This window comes from Streptomyces sp. 147326 (genome assembly GCF_045000215.1).
Taxonomy (GTDB): domain Bacteria; phylum Actinomycetota; class Actinomycetes; order Streptomycetales; family Streptomycetaceae; genus Streptomyces.
Genome location: NZ_CP134201.1, coordinates 3,426,008 through 3,444,055 on the forward strand (window position 1 = coordinate 3,426,008; position 18,048 = coordinate 3,444,055).

Sequence of the window (18,048 nt, forward strand, 5' to 3'; positions counted from 1 at the left end):
CTCAGCCCCCTCCGAACAGCGCGCCGAAGTCGACGTTCGCGCCGTAGACGAAGCCGCAGACCAGCAGGATCAGCGTGCCCGGGAGCATGAACATGGTCACCGCGAACGTCGCCTTCGGAACGGCCCGGGCCGCTCGGCGGCGGGCGTTCTGGGCATCTGTACGGCGCATGTCCTCGGCGATCGCGATCAGGGTGTCGACGATCGGGGAGCCGAGTTCCTCGCCCTGCTGGAGGGCCGTCACGAACTGCGCCACCTGTTCGCTGTCGTTGCGGCGGCGCAGTTCGTCGAAGGCCTGGCGGCGGCTGACGCCCATGTCCATCTGCTGGAGCGTGATGCGGATTTCGTCCGCCCACGGGCCCTCGTACTTGTCCGCCACCCGGGCCAGCGCCTGCCGGAAGCCCAGCCCCGCGCTCACCACCACGGCGAGTACGTCGAGGAAGTCGGGCAGGGTCCGCTCGATGTGGTCGCGGCGGACCCTGATGGCCGACCACAGGCCGGCCTCGATCCAGAAGAGTCCGAAGGCCACCATGAGCAGGGCGGCGACCAGCTGGCCGTTGATCAGCATCGAGAAGGCGCCGAGGGCGCCCAGGGCGCCGTACACCGCCCGCCGGGCCGCGTACCGGTCGATCGTCAGGCCGGCCGGGTTGCCCGCCATGTCGATCTGGCGGCGCTTGCGGGCGACCCGGGCCGGGCCCATCGCGCTCAGTACGAGCGGCGCCCAGCGGATGCCCATGCGGTCGACGAGGGAGCCGACCGCCGTCGTACGGGTGGCTCCGACCTCCAGGGCCAGCGCGAGGTCCGTGGGCAGTTTCACGTCCGCGCGGTAGAGGCGGATGCCGTGAAAGGCACCGAGGACGGAAAGGGCCACGGCGAGTGCGAGAAGAAGTCCGGTCATCGTCCTGTCGCCCCCCTCAGACGTCGATCTTCGACAGGCGGCGGATGAGCAGGAAGCCCAGGGCGAAGAGGCCGAGGGCGATCAGGACGGCCGTCTGGCCGAGGAACGCGCCCGTCATCCGGTCCAGCGCGCCCGGCATCATCATGTCGACCAGCAGCAGCGAGCCGAGTCCGATCGACGGGACGAGGTACGCCGTCACCGTCACCTGGGACAGCTGGGTACGGATCTCGCGACGGGTCTCCTTGCGCTGCTCCAGCGTCACCGTCAGGTTGCGCAGGCTGTCCACGATGGCGCCGCCCGCGCGGGCCGACAGGACGAGCGTGGAGACGAGGACGACCAGTTCCCGTGACGGAAGACGTTCGGTGAGTTCGCCCAGGGACTCCTCGATGGAGTGGCCCACGGCCAGGCGGTCCGCGACGCGCGCGAGTTCCTCGCCCGCCGGGGCCTCCAGCTCCTCGGCCGCGATGCCGATGGCCGTACGGAGGGCCAGCCCGGCCTGGGTGGCGTTGGCGAGGATGCGGGCCAGGTCGGGGAGCTGGTTGATGAACCGCTCGGTGCGCCGCGCCCGCTGCCAGTTCAGGAAGGCGTTCGCCGCCCAGATGCCGATCACGCCCGCCACCGGGCCGAAGAACGGCGCGAGGAGGGACGACGCGACGAGCCAGACGCCCGCGATCGAACCCAGCATGTAGACGAAGAACTCGCCCGGGGTGAGGTCCAGGCCGGTGGTCGCCAGCTTCACCTCGATGCGGCGGCCCAGCTTGGTCTTGCGCAGCCGCCGGTCGACGCCCCGGAAGCGGCGCCGCCGCCCGAGGGGCTCCGGCATTCCGCTCGACGAGAGACGCTCGATCAGCGCGGCGCGCTGGGCGCGCCCGGCGACGTACGCCTGCAGGCCCGCGACGACGAGCACGCACGCGAGCAGCGTGGCCCCGAGGGTGAGGAGGATCAGTGGGTTCACAGGGCGGTCCGGGTGATGTGCGGCGTGGTGAGGGGGTCGTCCGGCAGGGCGACCCCGAAGGCCTGCGGGATGGGCTGGTTGTTCATGTAGAGGCGCTCGGCGATCCGGCGCGGCAGCGGGTAGTACTCGAAGTACCCGTGCACGCGGCCGTCCGCCCCTATCGGCTGGGCCGCGAAGCGGCAGACCGTCGTGATCCGGAAGGGTTCGCGGCCGTGGGATTCCAGGATCGAGATCTCCGTGATGCGGCGTGAACCGTCGCCGAAGCGGGTCAGCTGGACGATGACGTTGACGGCGCTGTTGATCTGGTCCTGAAGGGCCTCGAAGGGGATCTCGACCTCCGACATGGAGGCGAGGGTCTGCAGGCGCATGAGCGCGTCCGAGGAGCTGTTGGCGTGGACGGTGGCGAGGGAGCCGTCGTGGCCCGTGGACATCGCCTGGAGCATGTCGAGGGTCTCGCCGCCGCGGACCTCGCCGACGATGATGCGGTCGGGGCGCATGCGCAGGGAGTTGCGTACGAGGTCGCGGATGGTGATCTGGCCCTTGCCCTCCACGTTCGCCGGGCGGGATTCGAGGCGGATCACGTGCGCCTGCTGGAGCTGGAGTTCGGCCGAGTCCTCGATGGTGATGATGCGCTCGCCCTCCGGGATCAGGCCGGAGAGCGCGTTGAGGAGGGTGGTCTTGCCGGTACCGGTGGCGCCGGAGACGATCACGTTCATCTTCGCCGCGACGAGGCCGGACAGCAGGAGCAGCATCTGCTCGTCGAGCGAGCCGAGCGCGATCATCTCGTGCAGGGTGAAGGCCCGCGGGAAGCGCCGGATCGTGAGGGTCGCGCCGGTCAGGGAGAGCGGCGGGATGATGACGTTGACGCGTTCGCCGCTGGGGAGACGGGCGTCGACCATCGGATTGGCCTCGTCCACACGGCGGTTGACGGTGGAGACGATGCGCTCGATGGTCTGCATCAGCTGCTCGTGCGAGGCGAAGCGGAGGGGGAGCTGCTCGACGCGGCCGGCGCGCTCGACGAAGATCTGGTCGGGTCCGTTGACCATGATCTCGGAGATCGAGGCGTCTTCGAGGAGCGGTTCGAGCACACCCAGCCCGAGGGCCTCGTCGACGACCCGGCGGATCAGCTGCGCGCGCTCGACGGTGGAGAGCACGGGGCCTTCGCGGCTGATGATGTGGCCGAGTACGCGCTCCAGGCGCGCCCGGCGCTCGGCGGGCGCGAGCGCGGACATCTCGGCGAGGTCGATCTCCTCCAGCAGCTTGGCGCGGTAGGAGGAGACCAGCCGGCCGTCCTCGCGGGGGCTGTGGCGGTCGTCGGGGGTGTTGACCCGGGAACGCAGGCTCATGGTCCGGTCACCTTCGGGTCGTCGTTGGGCATGACCGCCGTTGCCCTGGCCGGTTCGAGTGACAGTCCGGGGATGATCGAGTTGATCCGGATGGTCACGGTCGCGGTCACCGCGTCGCCCCCTGGGGGCACTCTGACGGTCGCCGGGAGCCCTTCGCGGATGGCGGCGTATCCTGCGGCCTCCCCCCGTCCCGGGTGCTGGGCCTCCACGCGCGCCGCCGTACGGGCAGCGCTGTCCGCCTGCTCGTGGACGTACGCGACCCAGCCGAGCTGGATCGCGCACAGTGCGACGAACAGCAGGATCGGCACGAAGCCGATGTACTCCAGGGCCACTTGGCCCCGGTCGGAACGGATGCGTCGCCGTCTCATGTCACTTCGCCTCCTTCTCCAACGCCGCGCCGCCGGTGCCGTCGATCGCGCCGAAGTCGAGGCCCGGGAAGAGGACGGGGATCCCCAGGGTGACCTTCACCCGGTAGATGTCCCCGGACTTCCGGCAGTCCACGTCGAACTTCCACGCGTCCCCGATGTGCTCCTTCGCCGCCGCTCTGCAGGCCGCCCCCTCCCCCGTCACCGCCCCCGCCCGCGCCCCCTCGTCCGCCGCGTTGCCCGCCAGGGAGAACGCGTAGCCGATCAGTACGCACTCCCACACCGCCGCCACGAGCAGCAGGATCAGCGGGACCATGCCGACGAATTCGATCGCCACCTGGCCCCGGTCCCCTCTCCGGGCGGGCATCCGTCAGCCCTCCCGGCCGCGGCGCAGGCGGGAGACCGGGCCGGCCGCGCGGACCGCTACCGCCGCGCCCGGGGTGGCGGTAGCGGGGGCGGTGTCCGGGGTCTGGAGGAGGCCGAGTTCGCCCGCCAGTGTCCACAGGGCCTGCTTCACCGTCGAGCGGTTGTCGAGGTCCTGGACCCGGCCCGCGTCCACCACCGCCTGCAGTTCCTTGAAGGCGGCGGGGACCGGGATGCGGGTGGCGCGGGTCTTGGTGATCTTTGCGATCAGGGCGGGCTGGATCTCCGTGTGCTTGCTCCAGCGGTTGACGACCATCGCCGTCTCCTCGGCCTTGCGCACCTGGAGGCGTTCCCACATCCGGACCATCCGCTTCGCGGCCCGTACCGCGACCACGTCCGGGGTGGTGACCAGCACCGCCACGTCCGCCATTTCCACGGCGGCGGCGTTCGCGCCGGTCACCTGGGTGCCGCAGTCGATGACGACGAGTTCGTAGCGGCTGCGCAGGGCTCCGACGATGTGCCGGGCGGCCCGGTCGTCGACCTCCTCGCCCCGCTCCCCGTCGGCCGGGGCCAGCAGCAGTGCCAGGCCCGTGCGGTCGTCGTACACCGCGTCCTGGAGGACCCGCGGCGAGATGTCCTGGATCCCGGCGAGGTCGGCGATGGAGCGGCGGAACTGCACGTCGAGGTACGAGCCCACGTCGCCGGCCTGGAGGTCCATGTCGACCAGTGCGGTACGCCGTCCCGAGGCGGCCGCGGCGAGCGCGAACTGCACGGCGGTGAAGGTGGTGCCCACGCCGCCCTTGGCCCCGGTGACCGTGACCACGCGGCCGCCCGGTCCCGTGAAGACGTCGGCGGCGGCGCCCTTGCCCAGGTGGCGGCGTACGCCCACGGACCACTGGGCGGCGGCCTGGACGCGGGCGGCGAGTTCCTCGTAGGAGAGCGGGAGGCCGATCAGGCCGCGCGCGCCCGAGTCCATCGCGGCGGAGAAGAGCGCCGGTCCGGCGTCGGAGGAGACCAGGACGACGCCCACCGCGGGGAAGCGCAGGGCGACTTCGCGGATCAGTTCCAGTGCGGGGACCGGGCCGATGCGCTCGTGGACGAGGACGACCTCGGGCAGTTCGTCGATGGAGTCGACGGCCAGCCGGGCGAGGGTGTCCAGCAGCGAGGTGGAGTCGGGGACCGGCGCGGCCGGCTCCGCGGACGGAAGCTGGCTGAGGAGGGTGGAGATGGCACGCGCGGCGTCCGGGTCGCCGACCGCGGGGAGGATTCGGGTGGTCATCCGTGATGCCTCACTTGTCCCCGTCGAGGGTGTACGTACGGTCGCCCGGGGCGGGTGCCGAGTCGGTGCCGGGGGCCACCAGCGCCAGGCGGACGTGTTCCGCGAAGGACTCGGCGTACGCGACGCGCTGGGTGTCCTTGGTGTTCAGGGCGAAGGTGATCGGGACCGCCTCGGCGGGGCCCTTGCGGTCGCTGTCCTTGGTGTCGAGGGCGGTGAGCCGGCCGACGCCCAGGACCCGGGCGTTGGCGACGATGATCACCGACCGCGAGGGGTCGGTGTCCTTGGCGCCCTTGAAGGTGGCGATGATGTTGACCTTGGCGCCGGAGGTGATCTTGCCGGCCACGCCCGTCGCCGCGTCGATCATGATGGCGATCTCCTGCTCGCCGGGCTGGAGCTGCGGCCGGTCGACGAACATGTCCGCCTGGAGCAGGGAGCCCTTCTTCAGGGTGGTGAGCGCGATCTTGTCCTTGAGCGCGCCCAGGTCGGTGACGGCGGTGTCGGACAGCCAGCGCTTGGGGATCCGGACCTCCTCGAACTGCCCGGCGGCAAGCGGGCTGTACGGCGCTATGTCGCCCTTGGCGCGGTAGGCGACGACCTCGGCCCCCACCTTGGAGTTGACGTCGCCGATCACCACGAGGACTCCGGCGAAGGCCCCCAGGGCGCACAGGACCGACAGGAGCAGCAGGATGACGCCGCGGCGCTGGCGTGAGTTCATCGGTCTTCCTACCTCGCCGTTCTTCGTTCGTTCGCAGGAGTCGGTCGGTCAGGGTCTGGATCGGGCGGTGCTCGCCGGGGGCGGTGGCGCGGCGGGCGCTGCCGTGAGCGGGGCGGCGCAGAAGCCGCAGCGGTCACCGATGAGTTCGAGGCCGCACCAGCGGCACTGCTCGCGGCGGACCGAGGCGACCAGTTGGTAGAGCACGGACAGGTCGGGGATGCCGGCGGCGAACTCGACGAGCTTCTGGGTGCCCCACCAGCCGGGCGAACCGGCCGGCAACGGATTCTCCATGACGCCCTGCACCTGCCAGGCGGGGGCGAGTTCGGCGGTGACCCAGTCCGAGGTGAGCTGGCCGCGTGCGAAGGTGAGCTGCGTGGCGAATCCGGGACCGGCGGGCACCGCCGCCGACGCCTGCGCCCCGGCGGCTCCGAGTTTGGCCAGGTGCGGGTTCGGGTGGGCGAGTACGGCGAACTGGGCGCTCGGCGACCAGGACCTGGCGTGCGCTCCCAGCCCGACGGGGACGCGGACCCGGTCGAGCTTGGCGACCGAGCCGAGCAGGGCGCCCGCATAGATGTAGTGGGACAGCAGCCGGGCCGCGGAGGCGATGATTCCGGGGCTGAAGTCGCAGACGCTGAGCTGGCGCAGCTGACGGACCAGCAGGGCCGTGCCCAGAGGCGGCAGATCGATGCCGAGGAGTGCTATCCGGTCGGTTTCCAGGATGGCCCGGACGGTGTGCAGCCGCTGGACGGTTGCGCGCGGGAGCCAGGGCGGTACGAGGGCCACGAGGTGGCCGTGCCGCTCCAGCAGGGCGCCGGTCTCGGCGAGCGCGCCCTCCAGGTCGAGCTGCTCGGGCGGGTGCAGCACGGCGGCCCCGGGCGTGTGCCGGTCAGGGGCCGGAAGTACCAGATCGGCGCTGGTGACAGCGATGGCGGTCGGCACGCGAATTCCCCCGTTCACCCCGTGCGCCACATACGTTCGTGCGCCCGGCGCACGCTCGCCGCGTACGCGTGCACACTGCGCGACCGCAAACGATCAACGCTCTTCCCCCTTGCCTCAGCACCATATCCGCGTCACCCCTGGCAGGGCAGGTGCTTGCCGATTCCCGTGCCGTGAGCACGTGTCACAGCTGATCGGAAACCCGGACAACAGGGATCGCACGGTCGGCCATTTCAAGCCACATAGCAAAGAGTCTTGACACGGAGATTGGTCTGGACCAACTTGGCTCCGGGGCACCCCACTTGCCCCCACGTTCCCCTTCCTCCCCCCACCGGAGCCCACGTGAACCGCATACGCTCCCTCGCCCTTCCCCTCGCCGCCACCCTCGCCGCAGGCGCCCTGACCGCCCTCGCCACCGGCACCGCACAGGCCGCGGACGCCAACGTCGCCCGCAACGGCGGCTTCGAGTCGGGTCTCGCCAACTGGTCCTGCACCGGCGGAACCGGCGCCTCCGTCTCCTCGCCCGTCTACGCCGGAGCCGGCGCCCTCAAGGCCACCCCGACCGGGCAGGACAACGCCCGCTGCAGTCAGACCGTCACGGTCAAGCCGAACTCGACCTACACGCTCAGCACGCAGGTCCAGGGCAGCTACGTCTACCTCGGCGCGACCGGGACCGGCACCCAGGACGTGTCCACCTGGACCCCCGGTTCGGGCGCCGGCTGGCAGAAGCTGTCCACCACCTTCAGCACCGGCCCGAGCACCACCCAGGTCACGGTCTACACGCACGGCTGGTACGGCCAGCCGGCGTACGCCGTCGACGAGTTCAGCGTCTTCGGACCGGACGGCGGCGGCGGTACCGACCCCGGTCCGGGCATCCCCGGAGCCCCCGCCGGGACCGCCGTTTCCGGACAGAGCGCGAGCGCTCTCACCCTTTCGTGGAACGCGGTCGGCGGGGCCGCCGGCTATTACGTGTATCAGGACGGCGTCCGCGTCCGGACCGTCACCTCGGGCGCCTCGGCCCAGATCACCGGGCTCGCCGCCTCGACCTCGTACTCCTTCCAGGTGAGCGCGTACAACGCCGCGGGCGAGGGCGCCAAGTCGGCTCCGGTCACCGGCACCACGACCGGCACCGGCCCCGGTCCGGGCCCCGGCCCGGCCGTCCCCGAGCACGCCCTGACGGGCTACTGGCAGAACTTCAACAACGGCGCGACCGTCCAGAAGATCTCCGACGTCTCGGCGCAGTACGACATCATCGCCGTCTCCTTCGCCGACGCGACCACCACGCCAGGCGCCATCACCTTCAACCTCGATTCGGCCGGCCTCGGCGGCTACACGGTCGCCCAGTTCAAGGCCGACATCGCCGCGAAGAAGGCTGCCGGGAAGTCGGTCATCCTCTCCATCGGCGGCGAGAAGGGGACCATCTCGGTCAACGACCCGGCCTCCGCGAACAACCTCGCGAACTCCGCGTACGCCCTGATGCAGGAGTACGGCTTCACCGGCATCGACATCGACCTGGAGAACGGCCTCAACCCCACCTACATGACGCAGGCGCTGCGCTCGCTGTCCGCGAAGGCCGGCCCGTCGCTGGTCATCACCATGGCCCCGCAGACGATCGACATGCAGTCCACGCAGGGCGGCTACTTCAGGACGGCGCTCAACATCAAGGACATCCTCACCGTCGTCAACATGCAGTACTACAACAGCGGCTCGATGAACGGCTGCGACGGCAAGGTCTACTCCCAGGGCTCGGTGGACTTCCTCACCGCTCTGGCCTGCATCCAGCTGGAGGGCGGCCTCGACCCCTCCCAGGTGGGCATCGGCGTCCCGGCCTCACCGAGCGGCGCGGGGAGCGGCTACGTCTCGCCGACCATCGTCAACAACGCGCTGGACTGCCTGACCAGGGGCACGAGCTGCGGATCCTTCAAGCCGTCGAAGACCTACCCGGGGCTGCGCGGTGCGATGACCTGGTCGACCAACTGGGACGCCAAGGCGGGTAGTGCTTGGTCGAACTCGGTGGGTCCGAAGGTCCACGGGCTCCCGTAGGCGGTACCTGTGGGGGTGGCCGGATCGGTTCGGCCTGCACGGCGGGTCCTTGACCGGGACATGCCACGAGAGCACGCTGTGCGCGTCCGCACGGCTACCCCCACACTCCCACCCAGGAGAACGCATGCGGCTCCACACCCGCCGGAGGGCCGCCGTCACGGCGGCCCTGCTGGCGCTCGCGCTGGGCGCACCCGTCTACGGCATGAGCGCGACGGCATCGCCACCTCCCACCCCGTCCACCGCCACCCAGGACGAGGCCATCGTCCAGTACCGGATCCACGGCCCCTCCACCCCCGCCGACCGCACCGCCCTGCTCCGTACGGGCGTCTCGATCGACGAGGTGGACGACCACACGGTCGTGGTCAGCGCGGACACCATGCAGGCCAAGAACCTGCGCGCGCTCGGCTACCAGCTCACCGCGCTGCCCGGACCGCCGGACCGCTCCGTGCCCGGCATCGCGGCCAGCCCCATGGACTTCCCCTCGGCGGACTCGAAGTACCACAACCACGCCGAGATGAACGCGGAGATCGACCAGCGCATCGCCCAGTACCCCGCCATCATGAGCAAGCGGGTGATCGGGAAGTCGTACCAGGGCCGCGACCTCATCGCCATCAAGATCAGCGACAACGTGGCGGCCGACGAGGCCGAACCCGAGGTGCTCTTCACCCACCACCAGCACGCCCGCGAGCACCTGACCGTCGAGATGGCGCTCTACCTGCTCAAGGAGTTCGGCTCCAAGTACGGCACCGACTCCCGGGTCACCAACGCCGTCAACGGCCGCGAGATCTGGATCGTCCCGGACCTCAACCCGGACGGCGGCGAGTACGACATCGCCACCGGCTCCTACCGCTCCTGGCGCAAGAACCGCCAGCCCAACAGCGGATCCTCGTACATCGGCACGGACGAGAACCGGAACTGGAACTACAAGTGGGGCTGCTGCGGCGGCTCCAGCAGCAGCAAGAGCTCCGAGACCTACCGGGGCGCGGCCGCCGAGTCGGCGCCCGAGGTGAAGGTCGTCTCGGACTTCGTCCGCAGCCGCGTCGTCGGCGGCAAGCAGCAGATCAAGGCCGCGATCGACTTCCACACGTACAGCGAGCTCGTCCTGTGGCCCTTCGGCTACACCTACAACGACACCGCCCCCGGCCTGACCGCCGACGACCTCGCCGTCTACAAGAAGATCGGCACGAGCATGGCGGCGAGCAACGGCTATACGCCGGAGCAGTCGAGCGACCTCTACATCACCGACGGCACGATCGACGACTGGCTGTGGGGCAACCAGAAGATCTTCGCCTACACCTTCGAGATGTACCCGGAGAGCGGCAACGGCGGCTTCTACCCGCCGGACGAGGTGATCGACCGCGAGACCGCGCGGAACAAGGACGCGGTGCTCCAGCTGCTGGAGAACGCGGACTGCATGTACCGCTCGATCGGCAAGGAAGCCCAGTACTGCTCGTAGGACCCGCGTGAACGGGGCGCCCCGCCGCCAGGGGGGCGCCCCACCCGCATGTCCCGGCCGGCCGCGGCTCAGCCGAGGACGGCGAGGGCGTCGATCTCGACGAGCAGCCCGGCCGGAAGGCCCACGTACACGGTGGTGCGGGCGGCGGGGGCCTCCTTCAGGCCCTGCTCCTCGAAGTAGGTGTTGTAGATGCCGTTCATCTCGGCGAAGTGCGCGGTGTCCGTGAGGTAGACGCGGATCATCATCACGTCGTCCCAGCTCGCGCCGCCCGCCTCCAGCACGGAGCGGACGTTCTCCAGCGTCTGCAGGGTCTGCTCGCGCAGCGTCGGCCCGGCGGGGGTGGGAGGCTGCCCGTCGACGTGCGGGAGGAAGCCGACCTGGCCGGCGACCTGGAGGATGTTCCCCTTGCGCACGCCGTGCGAGAACCTCGCGGGCGCAACGGTGTGGGTGTCGGGGGTGATGGCGGTCTTCGCGGTGCCTGCGGTGCTCGCGGTCACGTTCTCTCCTGTGCTCCTGAATAGTCCTGGCTGATGGCATCGGCGGTACGGAGCACCTGCGGCAGCAGTTCGAGGAGCCCCTCCGCGGGGACGACCACGCCGGGCGCGGAGACGGACAGCGCGGCGACGGCCCGCCCGTCCGGCCCGCGTACGGGCGCGCCGAGGCAGTTGACGGACTCCTCGTGCCCGCCGAGGTCGGTGGCCCAGCCCTGCTCGCGCACGAGGTCCAGCTCGCGGAGGAAGGCGGCGGCGTCCGGGGTGGAGCGGGGGGTGTAGCGGGGGTACTCGATCCGCTCGGCGAGGGCACGGCGCTCGGCCTCGGGGAGGTCGGCGAGGAGCAGCTTGGCGACGGCGGCGACCGTGAGGGGCACGGGCCTGCCGATGCGGGAGTACATGCGGACGGGGTAGCGGCTGTCGACCTTGTCGACGTACACGACCTCGTCCTCCTGGTGGAGGGCGAGGTGAACGGTGTGCCCGGTGGCCCGGTTGAGCTCGACGAGGTGGGGGTGCGCGATCTCCCGGACGTCGAGGTTCTCCATGGCCTCGGCGGCGAGCGCGAAGAGCTTCGACCCCAGTCGGTAGCGGCCGTCGGCCTGGCGGTAGACGAAGCCGTGCTCGTCCAGCGTGCGGAGGAGGCGGAGGGCGGTGCTCTTGTGCACGCCGAGCTCGTCGGCGACCGCGCCCAGGGCGGCCGGGCCGTTCGCGAGCAACGGCAGGACCGCGAGTGCCCGTGCCACGGACTGGCTCATTGCTCGTCCCCTTCCGTACGCGTCCAGACCAACCCGGCTCCGCCGGGCACCGGGCTCCGCCCGGACGCGGGGTCTGGGGCGCAGCCCCAGCAGCGGCGGCGCGCGTTGACCCACCGTCACCCGGGATGTTAGACAGCATGCAGCGGCATACGCAACGACCGTTGCATACCACGCAACCCCGGGAGGCACCCGCATGGCCAGCGACAGCGACCCCGTCAAGGACCTCGCCGACGAGCCGGTCGACCACCGGTTCAAGGGGCTCCCGCCGGACGCCCAGACGCAGGGCCTCACCGTCGGGCAGCTCGCCGCCCAGCGCCGGGACCTCCACACCGGCGGTTTCACCACGCCCGTCCTGACGCTCGACGCCGACGCGCTGGAGCACAACCTCGCCGCGCTCGGCGCCTACGCCGCCCGCCACGACCTCGCCTTCGCCCCGCACGGCAAGACCTGCATGTCCCCGCAGCTGTTCCGCCGCCAGCTGGACCACGGCGCGTGGGGCATCACCGCCGCCGTCCCCCACCAGGCGCGCGTCTACCGCGCCTTCGGCATCCAGCGGATCTTCCTCGCCAACGAGCTCGTCGATCCCGCAGCCCTGCGCTGGGTCGCCGGCGAGCTCGCCGCCGACCCCGATTTCCGCTTCGTCTGCTACGTCGACTCCGTGCGCGGGGTCCACCTCATGGACCGCGCCCTGCGCGACGCGCCCGCCGTCGTCGACGTGGTCGTCGAGCTCGGCGCCGGCGAGGGCGCCCGCACCGGGGCCCGTACCGAGGAGGACTGCCGCGCCGTCGCCGACGCGGTCGCCGCCACCGCCACCCTGCGCCTGGTCGGCACGGGCGGCTACGAGGCCGAGGTGCCCGACGCCGACCCGGAACGCGTCCACGCGTACCTGCGCCGGCTCACCGGCCTGGCCGTCGAGTTCGACAAGGCGGGCCGTTTCGCCCCCGACCTGGAGGAGATCGTCGTCAGCGCCGGCGGCTCGGCCTGGTTCGACGCCGTGGCCGACGTCTTCGCCGAGCTCCCGGAGCTGTCCCGCCCCACGCTCAAGCTGCTCCGTTCCGGTGCGTACGTCTCGCACGACCACGGCTGGTACACCCGCCTCACCCCCTTCAACCGGCACCCCGAAGAGGGCGGCCTGCGCCCGGCGTTCCGGCTGTGGACCCAGGTCGTCTCCCGGCCCTCCCCCACCCAGGCCTTCGTCAACGCGGGCAAGCGCGACATCGCCTACGACCTGGGCCTGCCCGAGGCCGAGCTGGTCCGCGACGCCCTCACCGGCGTCGAACGCCCGGCCACCGGCGTCCGCGTGGTCAAACTGTCCGACCAGCACGCCTGGCTGGAGACCGACTCGGCCGACGACATCCAGGTCGGCGACCTGGTGGCACTCGGCATGTCGCACCCCTGCACCATCTTCGAGAAGTGGCCGCTGATCCCGGTCGTGGAGGCCGACGGCACCGTCACCGACTACGTCCGCACCTTCTTCTAGGAGCGGACCGGTGGACCTGGTCATCCGGGGGGCCCGCGTCGTCGACGGCACGGGCGGGCCCTCGTACACCGCGGACGTCGGCGTCCACGAGGGCCGGATCGCCGAGATCGGCTCGCTCCCCGGGGGCCGCAGGACCCTCGACGCACACGGCCTCGCCCTCGCGCCCGGCTTCGTCGACATGCACGCCCACAGCGACCTCGCCCTGCTCCGCGACCCGGACCACAGCGCGAAGGCCGCCCAGGGCGTCACCCTCGAAGTCCTCGGCCAGGACGGCCTGTCGTACGCGCCCGCCGACGACCGGACGCTCGCCGGGGTACGGGCCGCCATCGCCGGCTGGAACGGGCCGGGCGACGACGTGGACTTCGACTGGCGCACGGTCGGCGGCTACCTCGACCGCCTGGACCGGGCCCACGGCGGCCGGGGCATCGCCGTGAACGCCGCCTACCTCGTCCCGCAGGGCACCGTCCGCGCCCACGCCCTCGGCTGGGACGACCGCCCCGCGACCGCGGCCGAGCTGGACCGGATGCGCGAGCTCGTCGCCGACGGCCTGGCGCAGGGCGCCGTCGGCATGTCCTCCGGCCTCACCTACACCCCCGGCATGTACGCCTCCGGCGCCGAACTGACGGAGCTGTGCCGGGTGGTGGCGGAGTACGGCGGCTACTACTGCCCGCACCACCGCTCGTACGGCCACGGCGCGCTGGCCGCCTACGCCGAGATGGTCGCGCTGACCCGGGAGGCCGGCTGCGCCCTGCACCTGGCCCACGCCACCATGAACTTCGGCGAGAACGAGGGCCGCGCCCCCGAGCTGCTCGCCCTGCTCGACGCGGCCCTCGCCGAGGGCGCCGACATCACCCTCGACAGCTACCCGTACACCCCCGGCTGCACCACCCTCGTCGCGCTCCTGCCCAGTTGGGCGAACGAGGGCGGCCCGGAGGCGGTCCTGGCCCGCCTGCGCGACGACGCCCAGGCCGGGCGGATCCGCCACGCGCTGGAAGTGGAGGGCGCGGACGGCTGCCACGGCGTCCCCGTCGACTGGTCCACGGTAGAGATCTCGGGCGTCGCCGATCCCGCCCTCGCCGCGTACGTCGGCACGCGCCTGGACGGCTGGGAGACCGCCCGCCGGCTGCTGCTGGACGACCGCCTCGCGCCGACCGTCCTCCAGCACGTCGGCCACGAGGAGAACGTCCGGGCGATCATGCGCCACCGCGTCCACACCGGCGGCTCCGACGGCATCCTCCAGGGCGCGAAACCGCACCCGCGCGCCTACGGCACCTTCCCGCACTACCTCGGCCACTACGTCCGCGAACTCGGCCTGCTCTCGCTGGAGGAGTGCGTGGCGCACCTGGCGGGCCGCCCCGCGGCCCGCCTGCGCCTGCCCGACCGGGGCCTGGTCCGCGTGGGCCACCGCGCCGACCTCGTCCTCTTCGACCCCGGCACGGTCGCGGCCGGGTCCACGTACGAGCGGCCGCGGGTGCTGCCGACCGGCATCCCGCACGTCCTGATCGACGGGCTGTTCGTCATGCGCGACGGGCGCCGGACGGACGTGCTGGCCGGGCGTTCCGTGCGCCGCACCGCACGCGATCTTCGGTAGATCCGACACCTACGATGGGCGGCATGGTCGCCTTCTCCCTCGCCGCCCTGCTCTTCCTCGCATTCTGCATAAGCGTCCGGCAGGACCGGCGCCGCTTCAGCAACGCCGTGCTCCTGGGGCTGACCTTCCTCAGTGCCTGCTCCGCCCTGTTCCTCCAGGTGGGCAAGCTGCCCACCTGGGCGGCCGTCACGGTCGTCGTGCTCGCCTTCGCCTCACCCGCGTTCGGCACCCTGGCGCTGGGCGTCTTCCTCGTCCGCAACGGCGTGACCATGGTCCGCAAGGAGGGCCTGCGGCCGGCCAACCTGCTGTCGATGCTCGCGGGCCTCGCGATCTTCGCGCTGATCGCGTTGCTGATCCTCGTCGGCGTGGTCGGCTCCCCGGTGCTGGGCGGCATCGCCGGAACGCTCACCGTGGTGGCCGGCTACGTCTCCTTCGTCTTCTTCTGCTTCCTCGGCTACGCCTTCCTCTACGGGCGGATCAAGGTCCGCGGCGACGTCGACCACGTGGTCATGCTGGGCTCGGGCCTGATCGGCGGGGACCGCGTGCCGCCGCTGCTGGCCTCGCGCCTGCGCAAGGGACAGCAGATCTACGAGGGCCAGCTGGCCCGGGACGGCCGGCCGCCGGTGCTGCTGGTCTCGGGCGGCAAGGGCTCGGACGAGAAGGTCGCGGAGGCCCGGGCGATGGCGGACTGGCTGATCGCGGAGGGCGTGCCGGCGGAGCACATCGTGCTGGAGGACCGGTCCGCCACGACCGAGGAGAACATGCGCTTCAGCCGGGAGATCATGGAGGAGCACGATCCGGCCTACCGGTGCGTGGTGGTCACCAACAACTTCCACGCCTTCCGGGCGGCGATGCTGGCCCGCAAGACCGGCGTCAACGGGCAGGTCCTGGGCTCCCCCACCGCGAAGTACTACTGGCCGAGCGCCACCATCCGGGAGTTCGTCGCGGTCTTCTGGGAGCACCGGACGGTGAACCTCGCGATCTGCGGCCTGCTGACCGTCCTCGGCGCGCTCGGCACGCTGGCCGCGGTCCTCGTCTGACCCCGTCCGCTCAGCCGAAGACGAGCTCGAGGATGTGGGGGACGCCGGTGGTGACGCCGGTGGTGACGGCCGGGGCCGCGAACGCGGAGGTGGCGGTGAGGGAGACGCCTCCGGCGGCGGGGTGCGGGGTGCGGTGGAAGCGGGCTTCCGGCGTGTTCGTGTGCCGTCGTCCGTGCTTCCACCTGTGGCCCGGGCGCGCGGAGGTGCCGTGACTCCCCCCTTGGCAGCCACGGCACCGGCACTCTCCCGTTCTGCTACAGGCGCTGCCAGAGCGCCGGGACGTTCGGCGGCTCCCAGCCCGTCTGCGCCTGGTGCCCCTGGATGCAGCGGTAGCTCGCGCCGCCGTGGGTGACGGTGGCGCCGGCCGCGTAGACGGTGCCCGCCTTCCAGGTGCCGCCCGGCTCGGGCTCACCGGGGCCGGGGCCCGGGTCGCCGCCGGTGACCTTGAGGGTCAGTCCGTACGCCGACAGGATGGGATTCAGCGGCTGGAAGAAGGTGGTCCCGCCGCTGGAGCAGTTGCCGGAACCGCCCGAGGTCACGCCCTGGGCCTGGCTCCCCGAGATGTAGGAGCCTCCCGAGTCGCCCGGCTCGGCGCAGACCGTCGTACGGGTCACGCCGGAGATGGTGCCCTCGGGGTAGGTGACGCTGGTGTTGTGCTGCTGGATCGTGCCGCAGTGCCATCCGGTGGTCGAGCCGGAACGGCACACCGAGGCCCCGACCGGCTGCAGCACCGAGCCTGTGACCTGCACGTTCGCGCCCCCGCTGCCCTTCACGTACGGGGTCGAGGCCCACTGGGCGTTGGCGGCCACCCAGGCCATGTCGTTGCCCGGGAAGACCGAGGCCTGGAAGGAACCCTGCGCGACCTGGTTGAAGCCGCTGGTGGTGGTGCCGGCGCGCCCGCAGTGCCCGGCGGTGGCGAAGCCGTTGGTGGTCCCCTTGGTGACCGGGAAGCCCACGGAGCAGCGGCCGCTGCCGTTCATGTAGTACGCGTCCCCGCCGCGCAGGTCGTAGAGGGGACGCGGGGCCTCGGCCGTACGGACCACCGTGACCAGGGCCGCGTCGGTCCCGGTGGCGGCCAGCAGCCGCGCGGCCGCTCCCGGCTCGGCCTCCTCGACGACGAGGGTGTTGGAGCGCGGGTCGACGTACCGCACGGGGGTCCCGGCGGTGGCCGCCCCGTCCAGGGCGGCCTTGGCGGAGTCCAGGTCGGCCAGGGTGCGGCTGACGAGCTTCGCCGTGGCCCCGGTGGCCCGTATCGCGGCGGTGTCGGCGGCGCGGGTGGTGGCGACGGTGAGGGTGGCGGCGTCGGCCCCGTCCACCCAGGCCCCGGCGAACGCGGCGCCGAGCCGCATCCGCAGCCGGGCGGCGGTGGCCCCCGCCTCGGCCTCGTGCGCGAGTCGTGCCTTGGCCTGCGTGGGGGTCAGGCCGAGGTCGCGCTGCATGGCGGCGAGCAGCTCGGGCGGGGCGTCGGCGGTGCGCAGGGTGGTCGCCGCCGAGGGGGCGGCGGGGGCGGAGCCGGCGGTGGCACCGCTCGTCCCGGCCAGCAGCAGCCCGGCGGCGGCCAGGGCGGTACACGCCGCGCGGGCGTGTCGCTTGAGCATGGGGGATCTCCTCGGTTTCCGGTGGGGTCTGCGGAAACCGTAGAAATCCGAACCGGCCTGCGGGAGCTGCCGGTTGACCCCTCCCCCGGTGTTATGCCCGCGGGGCGGCGGCGGCCGAAGTGCGTTCATGGGCCGGTGGCCGGACCATGGGGCCAGGGGAAGGGGAAACCGTAGGAGGTACGCGATGGTCAGTGAACCCGACGAGCAGCCCACACGGTCGGACCGGCTCTTCACGGGCGGGGAACGGCCGTACGACCCCGAGGACCTCGTGATGGTGACCGGCCACGACCCGACTCCGGAGCGGGTCGCGAAGGCACGCGAGCTGATCGAGAAGGAGGGCCCGCAGGTCATCGAGCGGTACCTGCCCTAAGCAGCCCGCCCCAAGGCTGCCCACCGCCCCGGCCCCGCCACATCCAGCCTCGCCGGCATTCGAGGCCCGGGTCCGGGGCGGAGCCCCGACTCTTTCCGCCCCCCGGCGCTCGAGGCGGGCGGGGTCCGTTCGAGGCGCGGGGCCTGGGGGCAGCCCCGGCCTTTCAGCCCCGCCGGCGATCGAGGCGCAGGGTCTGGGGCGCAGCCCCGGCCTTTCAGCCCCGCCGGCGTTTGAGGCGCGGGGTCTGGGGCGGAGCCCCGATCTATCAGCCCCGCCGGCGCTTGAGGCGCAGGGTCTGGGGCGCAGCCCCGGTCTTTCAGCCCCGCCGGCGTTTGAGGCGCGGGATCTGGGGCGGAGCCCCGATCTATCA

17 protein-coding genes are annotated in these 18,048 nt (G+C 72.0%); 6 read left to right on the forward strand and 11 right to left on the reverse strand.

Features of this window, described 5'->3' with window-relative positions; translation table 11 throughout:
- Position 1 precedes the first annotated feature (1 nt).
- Genes RIU97_RS15030 through RIU97_RS15065 form a run of 8 tightly spaced genes read right to left on the reverse strand, consistent with a single transcriptional unit; the run spans position 2 to position 6,857 of the window.
- Complete coding sequence (locus tag RIU97_RS15030) at positions 2–895, reverse strand: DUF5936 domain-containing protein (protein ID WP_361767167.1); 894 nt, start codon at positions 893–895, stop codon at positions 2–4.
- A gap of 16 nt (positions 896–911) precedes the next feature.
- Positions 912–1,850 (reverse strand): type II secretion system F family protein, encoded by a 939-nt coding sequence (locus tag RIU97_RS15035; RefSeq protein ID WP_404957022.1) that lies wholly within the window; start codon positions 1,848–1,850, stop codon positions 912–914.
- Positions 1,847–3,196 (reverse strand): CpaF family protein, encoded by a 1,350-nt coding sequence (locus RIU97_RS15040; RefSeq protein WP_404957024.1) that lies wholly within the window; start codon positions 3,194–3,196, stop codon positions 1,847–1,849. The genes RIU97_RS15035 and RIU97_RS15040 overlap by 4 nt, the downstream gene beginning before the upstream one ends.
- Positions 3,193–3,564, reverse strand: a complete 372-nt coding sequence (locus RIU97_RS15045; RefSeq protein WP_404957026.1) for a TadE/TadG family type IV pilus assembly protein — start codon at positions 3,562–3,564, stop codon at positions 3,193–3,195. Before RIU97_RS15045 ends, RIU97_RS15040 begins: the two co-directional genes overlap by 4 nt.
- A 1-nt stretch (position 3,565) precedes the next feature.
- Complete coding sequence (locus RIU97_RS15050) at positions 3,566–3,898, reverse strand: TadE/TadG family type IV pilus assembly protein (RefSeq protein WP_404957028.1); 333 nt, start codon at positions 3,896–3,898, stop codon at positions 3,566–3,568.
- A 33-nt stretch (positions 3,899–3,931) separates the two neighbouring features.
- Complete coding sequence (locus tag RIU97_RS15055; RefSeq protein ID WP_404957030.1) at positions 3,932–5,203, reverse strand: CpaE family protein; 1,272 nt, start codon at positions 5,201–5,203, stop codon at positions 3,932–3,934.
- Positions 5,204–5,213: 10 nt separating this feature from the next.
- Positions 5,214–5,918: a Flp pilus assembly protein CpaB gene (gene cpaB / locus RIU97_RS15060; RefSeq protein WP_361767185.1), complete on the reverse strand. Its 705-nt coding sequence runs from the start codon at positions 5,916–5,918 to the stop codon at positions 5,214–5,216.
- A 48-nt stretch (positions 5,919–5,966) separates the two neighbouring features.
- Positions 5,967–6,857, reverse strand: a complete 891-nt coding sequence (locus tag RIU97_RS15065; RefSeq protein WP_404957032.1) for a hypothetical protein — start codon at positions 6,855–6,857, stop codon at positions 5,967–5,969.
- Positions 6,858–7,196: 339 nt separating this feature from the next.
- On the opposite strand from RIU97_RS15065, the gene RIU97_RS15070 reads away from it, so the two are divergent.
- The gene (locus RIU97_RS15070; protein WP_404957034.1) at positions 7,197–8,897 is read left to right on the forward strand and encodes a chitinase; all 1,701 of its coding nucleotides are present in this window, start codon (positions 7,197–7,199) and stop codon (positions 8,895–8,897) included.
- Positions 8,898–9,021: 124 nt separating this feature from the next.
- On the forward strand, positions 9,022–10,353 hold the full coding sequence (locus tag RIU97_RS15075; protein ID WP_404957037.1) for a M14 family metallopeptidase: 1,332 nt from the start codon (positions 9,022–9,024) through the stop codon (positions 10,351–10,353).
- Positions 10,354–10,421: 68 nt separating this feature from the next.
- Here RIU97_RS15075 and RIU97_RS15080 read toward each other — a convergent pair whose 3' ends face one another.
- A complete protein-coding gene (locus tag RIU97_RS15080; protein ID WP_404957039.1) occupies positions 10,422–10,850 on the reverse strand; it encodes a RidA family protein in 429 nt (142 codons plus the stop codon).
- Positions 10,847–11,599, reverse strand: coding sequence for an IclR family transcriptional regulator (locus RIU97_RS15085; RefSeq protein WP_404957041.1), 753 nt, complete (start codon positions 11,597–11,599; stop codon positions 10,847–10,849). Before RIU97_RS15085 ends, RIU97_RS15080 begins: the two co-directional genes overlap by 4 nt.
- Positions 11,600–11,792: 193 nt before the next feature.
- On the opposite strand from RIU97_RS15085, the gene RIU97_RS15090 reads away from it, so the two are divergent.
- From RIU97_RS15090 to RIU97_RS15100, 3 genes are read left to right on the forward strand one after another with little or no spacing between them, the layout of a single operon-like run.
- Positions 11,793–13,079 (forward strand): alanine racemase, encoded by a 1,287-nt coding sequence (locus RIU97_RS15090; protein ID WP_404957044.1) that lies wholly within the window; start codon positions 11,793–11,795, stop codon positions 13,077–13,079.
- Between the two features lie 10 nt (positions 13,080–13,089).
- Entirely contained in the window at positions 13,090–14,670 is a 1,581-nt protein-coding gene (locus RIU97_RS15095) for an amidohydrolase family protein (protein WP_404957046.1), read from the forward strand.
- 23 nt (positions 14,671–14,693) lie between these two features.
- Entirely contained in the window at positions 14,694–15,710 is a 1,017-nt protein-coding gene (locus RIU97_RS15100; RefSeq protein ID WP_404957048.1) for a YdcF family protein, read from the forward strand.
- Positions 15,711–15,964: 254 nt separating this feature from the next.
- Here the strand turns inward: RIU97_RS15100 and RIU97_RS15105 are convergent, their stop codons facing one another.
- Positions 15,965–17,308, reverse strand: coding sequence for a carbohydrate-binding protein (locus tag RIU97_RS15105; protein WP_404957051.1), 1,344 nt, complete (start codon positions 17,306–17,308; stop codon positions 15,965–15,967).
- Between the two features lie 184 nt (positions 17,309–17,492).
- On the opposite strand from RIU97_RS15105, the gene RIU97_RS15110 reads away from it, so the two are divergent.
- Positions 17,493–17,678, forward strand: coding sequence for a hypothetical protein (locus RIU97_RS15110; protein ID WP_319731346.1), 186 nt, complete (start codon positions 17,493–17,495; stop codon positions 17,676–17,678).
- The last annotated feature ends 370 nt before the right edge of the window (positions 17,679–18,048 follow it).